We start from the raw sequence: 10129 nt of genomic DNA, 5'->3' as shown, positions 1-10129 counted from the left end.
TGGACTTATCAATCTGTCCACAACGTACCAGTCTATTCAGAAACGCTTAAGTTATTGAACCGCCGTATACGGAACCGTACGTACGGTGGTGTGAGAGGCCGACCCGTTAGGGTCTCCTACTCGATTCTTTCATTTTGGGTAGCCAAACTAAGCAGATTTAATGCATTTATTACGGCAAAAACGTATGCTTATTTTTAAATGAAGGGGGTCAATATATGGATTACGATGTTTTATTTATCGGTAGCGGCCAAGGTGCTTGGAATGGTGCGATTCCCATGAGCCAAGCCGGTTTAAAAGTTTGTGTTGTTGAAGAAGGTCAATTCGGCGGTACTTGTACCAATCGCGGCTGTAATGCCAAAATCACTTTGGATCGACCGATTGAATTGTTGCAGCAAGTCAAACAACTTCAAGGTAAGGGCTTTGACTCTATCCCGACTATCAATTGGCCGGACCTTATGGCTCACAAGCACGAAGTCATCGACGGTTTAGCTTTTAGTAACGAGCAAAAATTAAGTACAGCTGGTGTTGCGATTATCAAAGGCCATGCAACCTTTATTGATGATCATACGCTACAAATAGCGGATCAAACAGTCACTGCTGACAAAATTGTAATCGTTAGCGGACAACGGCCACATCGTTTAGATATTCCTGGCCGTGAACTAATGCACGACAGCACTGATTTTCTAGTGATTCCAGAAATGCCACAGCATCTAACAATTATCGGTGGCGGCTATGTTGGCATGGAATTCGCCAGTATCGCCAATGCTGCGGGTGCCCAAGTGACCGTGATCCTTCGAGGACACCAACCCTTAAAAGACTTTTATCAACCACATGTCACCCAATTAATTGCAACCATGCGGGCAGCTGGTATTACGTTCAACTATGATGTAAACATCCAGGCTGTCACCCAAAACAAAAATGGCCTAACATTGCATGGCGCGAATGGTTTCACGCTTGATACCGACTATATTATTGATGCCACGGGTCGCATTCCAAATACAGAAGCCTTGAACCTTGATAAAATTGGTATCCATTATGATGCCCATGGGATTCAGGTCAATGACTATTTACAAACAAACATTGATCATATATATGCCACTGGCGATGTCGTGGCTAAGTCACAACCTAAGATTACACCCGTCGCCATTTTTGAATCTCAATATCTAGCACACCAATTTACGAACGAAACCTCTGAACCTATCAACTATCCAGCCATTGCGACTACCGTTTTTACTATGCCGCGAATTTCCCAAGTAGGCATAAATATTGCTGCAGCAAAGCAAGATAGCCGTTACACAATTGAAAACTTTGATTATACCAATGATTGGTATCGCCAAGTGGGTAATGATAATGCTGGCAGTCTCATCCTTGCTTTTGATGAAAAAAATCACCTTGTAGGTGCCAGCGAATATAGTAACGATGCGGTCAATACCATCAATGGTCTTGTAGATATGATCGAACTCGGCGTCGATCATGAGCGGGTGGAACGCTTAATTTACACTTTTCCTAGCAATCAACACAGCTATTTTCGTAAAATTTAATTACCATGTGCCCGTGGCGATTTGACTCGTAGAAAGCATTGAAACAGGTGACTAAGAACAAAATTCAAGTTTTGCTCTTAGTCACCTGTTTTGTTACGTATTTTTGTTGTTTAAACGTGTGCCCAGAAACAACGACCTCACCTAGGGGCATCTGAAAGTTCAGCTTGAACAACTTCAAAACCAGCAGCTTCCAAAGCAGCTTGAACCCCTTCACTATCAGTGGTATCAATATGCATCTGAACAATTTTTTCAGTTGGCCGCCGATTTACGACCAACGTCAAAATATTATAGTGATGCTGGGCTAAGGCATCGCCCACTTTAGCCAAGAAACCAACTTCATCTTGGTTAATTTTGACAGAAACCCTTGTCCCGCCTAAGGAATAGCCGGAAATGTCTAGAAAGGCATTAAAAATATCATTATTCGTAATAATGCCTTCTAATTTATCTGCATCAGATAAAACGGGCAACACACCAATATTGTAGTGGCGCATTTTGTAAACAGCATCTTCTAATAATGCCCCCGGTGCGATCGTTAAGACACTCTTCTCCATCACATCTTGTACGGTGGTTTTATTCAACAAATAATTAACTTCGTAGACACTTAGACTGGTCGCTTTGGAAGGCATTGCGGCCTCAATGATCCCTTGTGTCACCAGACCAACTAACCGCCCATTATCGACAACTGGCAAGCGGTGGATATTGTGATCTTTCATGAGATCCACGGCATCATTGATCCGTACATCTGGCGTAACCGTTACTAAATCTTTAGTCATAAAGTCTGAAACACTCATAAATTTTACTTCCTCCTTATCAAGACTAACCGCCTAAGTATGCTTTTTGGACATCTTTGTTCGCCAATAATGCTTTACCTGTCCCAGATAAAACAATTTTACCAACTGAAAGCACATAACCGCGGTCCGCAATGGCTAAGGCTTTAGCCGCATTTTGTTCGATCAGCAGTACCGTCGTGCCGTTTTTTTGAATGGCTTGAATGATATCAAAAATCTCATTGATAAAGATCGGCGCTAAGCCCATCGAAGGTTCATCTAGTAAAATTAATTTTGGTGCTGCCATCAGCGCCCGACCCATAGCCAACATCTGCTGTTCGCCACCAGATAACGTGGCCGCATCTTGGTTTTTACGCTCAGCTAGCACGGGAAAACGTTCAAAAACAGTTTGATAATCCTTTTTGGTCTGCTCGCGATCTTTACGCAAATAAGCACCCATTTGTAAATTTTCTAAAACAGTTAACCCAGGAAAAATATGACGGCCCTCTGGTACTTGAGAGATGCCACTGGCGACGATTTTTTGAGATTTCTCTTTTTGAATCTCAGTCCCATCGTACATAATTTTTCCAGATTTTGGTCGGATCAACCCAGAAATCGTATGTAAAATGGTACTTTTCCCAGCACCATTAGCGCCGATCAAAGTGACGATCTCACCAGCATTAACGTTAAAGCTGACCCCTTTCACCGCTTGGATCACACCGTAATTCACACTTAAATCTTGAACTTCTAACAACATATCAAACGCCACCTCCCAGATAAGCATCAATGACTGCTTGATTGGCTTGAATTTCTTGAGGTGTGCCTTCTGCCAATAATTTACCGTATTGTAAAACATAGATTCGCTCGGCTACGTTCATGACCAAAGACATATCGTGTTCGATCAACAGTACTGTGATGCCAAAGTCTTGTTGGATCTGGCGAATCGTCGCTGTTAAAGCGGCTGTTTCTTCCGGGTTCATCCCTGCCGCTGGTTCATCCAAAAATAAAATTTTAGGCTTAGTGGCAAGGGCTCGGACAATTTCCAAGCGCCGTTGAGCACCATAAGGCATATTATTTGCCGTTGTATCGGCTAAATCTTGCATATGAAAAATCTTTAAAAGATCCATCGCTTCCTTAACCAAACGCGCTTCTGTTTTATAAAACGCCGGAAGCCGGAATAAGCTCGAAACTAACCCTTCTTTATTTTTACTAGTCATGGAGATTAAGACGTTATCTAACACCGATAATTCTTTGAACAGCCGGATGTTTTGAAAGGTTCGTGCCAAGCCCATATCCGCAATTTTATAAGGTTTGCGGCCATTAAGCACTTGCACGCCTGAATCTGTCCGTAACGTAATTGAACCGGCTGATGGCACTGTTTGCCCAGTCATTAAATTGAATAACGTGGTTTTACCAGCACCATTTGGCCCAATCAAAGCAATTAATTCATTATCATCTAAGTGCATATTTACGTTTGAAACAGCTGCTAAACCACCAAAGTTTTTGGTCAAATCTTTGACTTCCAATAATACACTCATGATCAGACCTCCTCCTTTGCGCGCTTCTTCCGGTTAAATAGCCGCTTGACCGAGAACTCCCAGGTACCAAATAAGCCTTTTGGCCGGAAAACCATGATCAAAATTAAGGCTAGCGAATATAAAACCATTCGCAAAGCACCAAAACTCTGTAAAACCATGTCTAAAACACCTAATAAAATGGCGGCTGCGAACGTACCCGTCATACTGCCAATACCACCCATAACAACGATGATCAAAATACTGATTGATTCCATGATACCAAAATCATTGGGTGCAATGGTCTGAATGTAAGTGGCATGCAAGGCGCCGCCAATTGCTGCCGTCATGCCACCAAAAACAAACGCCGCCACCTTGAATTTAGTCGTGTTAATGCCCATTGACTCCGCAGCAATTTCATCTTCGCGTACCGACATGACCGCCCGGCCATTTCGAGAATGAATAAAATTGACTGTTAAAACAGTTGTAACTACAACCAAAACATAAACGGTACTCCAGCTAGCCAATTGGGGTAATCCATATAAACCGGCCGGACCATTGGTAATTTTTAAATTGATCAAAATAATCCGAATAATCTCCGCGGCACCCATTGTAGCGATGGCCAAGTAGTCCCCTTTTAACCGCAGGGTTGGGATCCCAATGATCAAAGCCACAACGCCCGCTAAAATCATACCAATGATGATACCTAAAGCTAGCCCTAGTTCCGTGGGCATGGCTTGCGTCACTAAAGCCGCAGCATAAGCCCCTAAGGCCATAAAGCCAGCGTGACCTAACGAGAACTGACCTGAAAATCCAATAATTAGATTTAATCCAGAAGCAAGAATGATATTAATACCAATCAAAACCAGCGTTGTTTCGGCAAACTGATCAATGATGCCCACACCTTCTAAAACATTGATCAAGATCCAGCCAACAACAGCAATCAGCAGCCAGACTAAATTATATTTCAAATTGCGTTTCATCAAGTTCACCTACACTTTCTCACGCGTGGTTTTACCTAGGATCCCAGCAGGCCGCACAATTAGAATAATAATCAAAATTGCATAAACAGCGGCGTCCCGAAAAGCTGAAAATCCTAAAGCTTGCACAACCGTTTCAATAATACCAATCACAAAGCCACCTAAAGCAGCCCCTGGAATCAAACCAATCCCACCTAATACAGCCGCAACAAAAGCTTTGATCCCCGGTGTCATCCCCATTAAAGGATCAATCGAATTATAATAAAGTCCGATCATGACACCTGCGGCTCCAGCCAACGCCGAACCCAATGCAAACGTAAATGAAATCGTATGATCCACATTAATACCGATCAATTGCGCTGCTTCAGGATCCACAGAAACAGCACGCATTGCCTTCCCCATCCGGGTACGCTTAACAATAAGCTGTAATAAAATCATTAAAATAATGGACGTTAACAAGATTAAAATTTGAATATTTGAAATTGAAACACTACCTAAATGATAGCGTTGTACATCCATCACTTGAGGAAAATCCCGCGGACTTGAACTAAACAAATAACTCATCCCATTTTCCAACAAGAAAGAAACCCCAATGGCCGTGATCAAAACAACGATCCGTGGTGAATCACGTAATGGCCGGTAAGCCAAGAACTCAATGATGACCCCAGCAATTGCGCAAAAAATCATCGCTGTAATTAAGGCCGGCCAAAAGCTCATGTGAAACTTATTGATCATAAAGTAGCCCCAAAAGGCTCCTAACATATAAACATCACCATGAGCAAAGTTGATCAATTTGATGATCCCATAAACCATGGTATATCCCAAAGCTAATAACGCATAAATACTACCCAAGGAAAGCCCATTGATCAATTGCTGCAGAATTTGCAAATAAAACACCCCTTTATCAAGAGCGTGAGTGTCATCGGCTAGCTTTCAAGCAACAACCTAGAATCACGCTGAGGGCATTTTGTCCCTCAAGTGATTTGTAGTTGTGTGAGAAAGCTGATGATACAAACGCGTTTAAAGCCTGGTAACAAAGCGTGGCCGGAACCAAAACCAGTGTTTTGTCCCGACCACGGCCGTGATTTTGCGTACTATTTAACCATCACAACTACTAATGTTACTTAACCGCAGTTGCCTCAGCTTCCGTCCCATTTTCAAGCTTAGAAACAATGACTGGTTTCTGTGGATTGTGTTTCTTGTCCATCGTAATTGTGCCAGTAACACCCTTAAAGTTCTTCAGCTTAGCCAAACCATCCGCAACTTTAACAGAATTCGTTGACTTCTCATCTTCAATCGCCTGTTTGATCATATAAACGGCATCATAAGATAGAGCGTCAAAAGTTGCTGCATCTTCATGGTAAGTACTCTTATACAGCTTTAAGTAGTCATCAACCTTGGAGCTTGCTGGCGCTTTAGGATCAAAGTGCGTCGTGTAATAAACATTTGTGGCAGCTTTTTTGCCCGCAATTTTGACTAATTTAGGATCAGCAAAGCCATCAGCACCAATAATTGGTTGATTGAGACCCATTTCTCGAGCTTGACGGATGATCAGACCGGCTTCTGAATAATAGCCGGGAACGAACAAAGCATCGAACTTTTTATTCTTTAATTTCGTTAATAAAGCTTGGAAATCTTTATCGCCAGCTTGATAGTATTCCGTCGTTGTAATTTTACCTTGATATTCACTCTTAAACGCCTTGATCAAACCTTGAGCATAATCAGTTGATTTATCACCTAAAATAGCTACGTTTTTCAATTTCATATTGTTATAAACATATTTGGCTAATGCTTTACCTTGGAAACTATCTTCAAAACAAGAACGGAACATATAGGGTTGAACTTTACCATTTTTCTGCAATGTAAGAGAGTCTTGTGTCCCGCCAGGTGTGATCAATGGTACTTTAGCTTTGGTCATATTAGGCAGCGCCGCTAATCCAGCGCCAGAGGTAATCGGCCCAATGACCGCCGAAGCCTTGGTCTGGGTCGTCAAATTAGTTGCGATTGCCGCCGCTTGTGAATTATCAGACTTATTATCCTTAGTAACTAATTTTAACTTCATTTTTTTATTGCCGACTTTAACACCACCATCTTGGTTGATCTGCTTAACCGCTAACTTGACCCCACGTTCCATAGCACTGCCATAAGCAGCTGCTGACCCAGACAGTTCAAAATTTCCTCCGATCGTAATCGTATTGCCTGAAGCTGAATTGCCAGACTGACCGGCTTTATTGGCACAACCTGCAAAAGTTGCAGCCAACATCATAAGCGCAGCAGCCATCGCTGCAAATTTAGATTTCTTCATAGACTCACCCATCCCATTTCTAATTATTTTCTAATATAATAGAACATATTTACCATCAAATCAAGCTAATTATAACAGTAAAATGAGTTTATTATGATAAAAACCAGTTGTCTTCACTCGCAAAATACGACGTTATTCTAATTAATTAATTTCAATTTAATAATCTTATTGCTTACTGGCAGTATAAAAAATGACTGGAGATAAAATTTAGATTTTACCTTCAGCCACATATTAAATGCAAACGTTTATTGTTTAACTATATTCCAAAAGGCAATACCCTTATCTGCTGGTTTATTTAGGTTTTACCTTCCAATTCATCAATCCTGGTCTGTAAATCATCAGCTTCTTGATTCAGCTGGTCAATCTCTGATTGAATTTCATCTATTGTAGCACCTGATTGGCTATAGCCTTTGTAATAAGCGGTCATATAATCCACATCTTCCAATTGACGAACTTGCTCGCGAAGCTGCCCTAACTTTGTAACCAACTGATCAAATTGTAATTCATTCATTATTTAGACATCCTCATATCAAGCGTTCACTAATCTGATAGAGCGCGGCTTTTAGTGTTGTCATTTGTGTCCCCGTTAAGTCAGTCGTTATTTGATCCGAAACTTGTGTTAACACTGGTACCAAGCGTTGGTAGACAGCCTGACCCTCTGAAGTTAAGGACACGACCCAACTGCGTTTATCGTCGGGATTTCGAATCTTGGTCACATAGCCCAAATCAACCAGCTGCTTTAACCGACGCGTAATATTACTCGCATCAATATCTAACAATTGATATAACTCATCTTGGCTTAACTGGCCTTGGTGCTGGCCCACTTTCAAAATAAAGTAGTAATTACTGGCATTTAAGTTTAGCGGCCGTAAAACTTTGTCTAAGTTCATTTGAATATGCCGGGCTGTGCGACTAATTTGTGCCATTAACGCATCTGGCTCATCTTTAATTGTGCTCATGGACAACAACCTCTCTTTTGGCTTTTTGACGTCGATATTTCGGGAAAATCAGTAGACATCCCGTCACAAATATAAGCAAGGCTGCCAACCCATAACTAATGCTCTGACTACCGATAAATAGGCCATTATTGTGTGCTGTATAATTTATGATTTGATGGCCAGCTTGCATACTCATGGTCGTGAAAAAGACACTAGTTGCTAAAATTGTTCCAATGACTAAGCCAAGTTCGCGCACCAAGGCATTTAAACTGCCAGCCATGCCAAGCTGACTCTGATCAACACTAGTCATGACCATTACGTTATTAGCTGTTTGGAAAAAAGCATTCCCAATAGCCAATAAGATGCTTAAAATGCCAAATAAAAGTAACGTTGTTTCTTGGCGAATCAAGGCCAGGCCAATTTGGCTGAGCAACAACAGCCAAATCCCCCAAATGATCAGCCGTTGAGAAGACAGCTTATCATTAAGTGTCCCTGCAACTGGTCCCATGATGACCGCAACGATCGGCGAGATAGTTAACAGCAAACTGGTCAAGTGCATTGGTAGGTTTTGATCGATCCGCAGATAAAAAGGCGCCAGGATATTATAAAAGAAGGTTGCGGTAAACACAAGCGAGGCCGCAAGTAACCCATTACGGAACGCAATGTTCTTAAAAATACGATGATCAACTAATGGCTGAGAGACATGTTTTTCAATACGTACCCAAACAAAGATTGCGCCGATCCCGGCCAAAAAGAGCAGCCATAACCCGAGGTGGGTAAAACCGACAATTTGTAATCGCAATAGACTAAATGTGATTACCAACATCGCCATTGCTAATATAAGCGCTCCTAACCAATCAAATTTTTGTGCCGTCTGTTTGGCATCACTGGGAAAAAATAACTCTTCAAAAATCAAACAGATAATACCAACAGGCACATTGATCCAAAAAATATACCCCCAAGGTAACTGTGTTAAAATAAACCCACTCAGAGCCGGGCCAGCAACTGAACCTAAGGAAATAAAGACACTTTCCACCCCCAAAGCCCGACCTAATTGAGATTTATCGAAGTAGCTGGTAACGATGGCATAACTCGTAGCCATCGTCATACTGGCGCCAACGCCTTGAACAACGCGGCCAAAGAGTACGAATCCAAAGCCTAAAGGGACACCCGCCAAAAATGATCCTAGTGTAAAAACCACCGTCCCCCAACGGAAGATGCGAACGCGACCAAAGAGATCGCCCAAACGTCCAAATACCAACAGAAACATACAAATTGTCATCAAATAAATGGTGACGATCCATTCTGACAAGCTGGTAGACACCCTGAGCTGCTGAGAAATCTCTGGTATCGCAATGGTAACAATACTGCCGTCAACAATAACCATGAAGAAGAACAGCCCCAGTGTAATTGCTACCAGCCAATGGACAAACTTAAACCGGTTTGTTTGCATTCAATCGCTCCCCTAAAAAACTTACGACTTTAAGCCAAAGCTTGTGGGGCACTGAGTTGTGGTCCTTTACCTTGCCGTGCCAATACCCAATCATCATAATTCCATTCTTCAGTAGCCCGCCGAGCAGCAAAATAATCCCATCTAGAGTCAATCTCATATTCTACGACTGTCCCATTGCCACCAACAGAAACCCAATTATAACTCCCATTTTGATGGGCAAACTTAACCCAAGAAATGGGGATCATTTGTAAGCTGTCATCGGCGTCAAAAAAGTGCCGTTCGTAATGATCGATTCGCATGAACGCCAAACCAGCAGCATAGTTTGGGTCAACCCGTTGAAATGTTTTTTCGGCAACTTGACGAGCGGTCTTCGAACGGACCAAGTTACCGTCTGGGATTCCAGAAAAATCATTATAACTGAGTAGTTGTCCCGTTTCAGCCAAAATTACTGTGAGATGTGCATTATTCATGACAATATTAGGGTTATTTTGATAACGCAACACTGTTACAGTTTTACCATTACGTGTTTGTTTCGTCGTTTCAACTAAATAATAATCACTAGGAATTGTTAACGGCATAAAATTGTGTTTCGCAATGATTAATGGTTTTCGCATGAAAATCTGCTTCCTTT

Annotated in this window: 11 protein-coding genes; 1 reads left to right on the top strand and 10 read right to left on the bottom strand. The window is 41.9% G+C overall.

The features are described from left to right. Positions 1-215 precede the first annotated feature (215 nt). Positions 216-1541: a dihydrolipoyl dehydrogenase family protein gene (locus FHQ08_RS10660; RefSeq protein WP_230914395.1), complete on the top strand. Its 1326-nt coding sequence runs from the start codon at positions 216-218 to the stop codon at positions 1539-1541. Between the two features lie 137 nt (positions 1542-1678). Here FHQ08_RS10660 and FHQ08_RS10655 read toward each other — a convergent pair whose 3' ends face one another. From FHQ08_RS10655 to FHQ08_RS10610, 10 genes are all read right to left on the bottom strand, one after another. Beyond that, on the bottom strand, positions 1679-2332 hold the full coding sequence (locus FHQ08_RS10655) for a CBS and ACT domain-containing protein (RefSeq protein ID WP_230914394.1): 654 nt from the start codon (positions 2330-2332) through the stop codon (positions 1679-1681). 25 nt (positions 2333-2357) lie between these two features. Next, positions 2358-3065 carry an ABC transporter ATP-binding protein gene (locus FHQ08_RS10650; protein WP_230914393.1) on the bottom strand — a complete coding sequence of 236 codons (708 nt, stop codon included), beginning with the start codon at positions 3063-3065 and terminating at the stop codon, positions 2358-2360. 1 nt (position 3066) lies between these two features. Next, entirely contained in the window at positions 3067-3846 is a 780-nt protein-coding gene (locus FHQ08_RS10645) for an ABC transporter ATP-binding protein (RefSeq protein WP_230914392.1), read from the bottom strand. Between the two features lie 2 nt (positions 3847-3848). Continuing rightward, a complete protein-coding gene (locus FHQ08_RS10640) occupies positions 3849-4805 on the bottom strand; it encodes a branched-chain amino acid ABC transporter permease (protein WP_230914391.1) in 957 nt (318 codons plus the stop codon). A gap of 9 nt (positions 4806-4814) precedes the next feature. Next, the gene (locus FHQ08_RS10635; RefSeq protein ID WP_230914398.1) at positions 4815-5684 is read right to left on the bottom strand and encodes a branched-chain amino acid ABC transporter permease; all 870 of its coding nucleotides are present in this window, start codon (positions 5682-5684) and stop codon (positions 4815-4817) included. Between the two features lie 238 nt (positions 5685-5922). Then, on the bottom strand, positions 5923-7107 hold the full coding sequence (locus FHQ08_RS10630; protein ID WP_230914390.1) for an ABC transporter substrate-binding protein: 1185 nt from the start codon (positions 7105-7107) through the stop codon (positions 5923-5925). Positions 7108-7402: 295 nt separating this feature from the next. Continuing rightward, positions 7403-7618: a hypothetical protein gene (locus FHQ08_RS10625; RefSeq protein ID WP_230914389.1), complete on the bottom strand. Its 216-nt coding sequence runs from the start codon at positions 7616-7618 to the stop codon at positions 7403-7405. Between the two features lie 13 nt (positions 7619-7631). Beyond that, on the bottom strand, positions 7632-8066 hold the full coding sequence (locus FHQ08_RS10620) for a MarR family winged helix-turn-helix transcriptional regulator (protein WP_230914388.1): 435 nt from the start codon (positions 8064-8066) through the stop codon (positions 7632-7634). Next, positions 8053-9498, bottom strand: coding sequence for an MFS transporter (locus FHQ08_RS10615; RefSeq protein WP_230914387.1), 1446 nt, complete (start codon positions 9496-9498; stop codon positions 8053-8055). Before FHQ08_RS10615 ends, FHQ08_RS10620 begins: the two co-directional genes overlap by 14 nt. 29 nt (positions 9499-9527) lie before the next feature. Next, positions 9528-10112 (bottom strand): hypothetical protein, encoded by a 585-nt coding sequence (locus tag FHQ08_RS10610; protein ID WP_230914386.1) that lies wholly within the window; start codon positions 10110-10112, stop codon positions 9528-9530. Positions 10113-10129 lie beyond the last annotated feature (17 nt).

Origin of the sequence: Agrilactobacillus fermenti, from assembly GCF_021030645.1 — a bacterium.
GTDB lineage: Bacteria > Bacillota > Bacilli > Lactobacillales > Lactobacillaceae > Agrilactobacillus > Agrilactobacillus fermenti.
This window is presented reverse-complemented; position numbering and strand designations above follow the sequence as displayed.

What these genes read in the sequence shown, in the direction of transcription:
- FHQ08_RS10660 (WP_230914395.1), top strand. Translation starts at nt 216, where the DNA reads ATGGATTACGATGTTTTATTTATCGGTAGCGGCCAAGGTGCTTGGAAT.
- FHQ08_RS10655 (WP_230914394.1), bottom strand. Translation starts at nt 2,332, where the DNA reads ATGAGTGTTTCAGACTTTATGACTAAAGATTTAGTAACGGTTACGCCA.
- FHQ08_RS10650 (WP_230914393.1), bottom strand. Translation starts at nt 3,065, where the DNA reads ATGTTGTTAGAAGTTCAAGATTTAAGTGTGAATTACGGTGTGATCCAA.
- FHQ08_RS10645 (WP_230914392.1), bottom strand. Translation starts at nt 3,846, where the DNA reads ATGAGTGTATTATTGGAAGTCAAAGATTTGACCAAAAACTTTGGTGGT.
- FHQ08_RS10640 (WP_230914391.1), bottom strand. Translation starts at nt 4,805, where the DNA reads ATGAAACGCAATTTGAAATATAATTTAGTCTGGCTGCTGATTGCTGTT.
- FHQ08_RS10630 (WP_230914390.1), bottom strand. Translation starts at nt 7,107, where the DNA reads ATGAAGAAATCTAAATTTGCAGCGATGGCTGCTGCGCTTATGATGTTG.
- FHQ08_RS10625 (WP_230914389.1), bottom strand. Translation starts at nt 7,618, where the DNA reads ATGAATGAATTACAATTTGATCAGTTGGTTACAAAGTTAGGGCAGCTT.
- FHQ08_RS10620 (WP_230914388.1), bottom strand. Translation starts at nt 8,066, where the DNA reads ATGAGCACAATTAAAGATGAGCCAGATGCGTTAATGGCACAAATTAGT.
- FHQ08_RS10615 (WP_230914387.1), bottom strand. Translation starts at nt 9,498, where the DNA reads ATGCAAACAAACCGGTTTAAGTTTGTCCATTGGCTGGTAGCAATTACA.
- FHQ08_RS10610 (WP_230914386.1), bottom strand. Translation starts at nt 10,112, where the DNA reads ATGCGAAAACCATTAATCATTGCGAAACACAATTTTATGCCGTTAACA.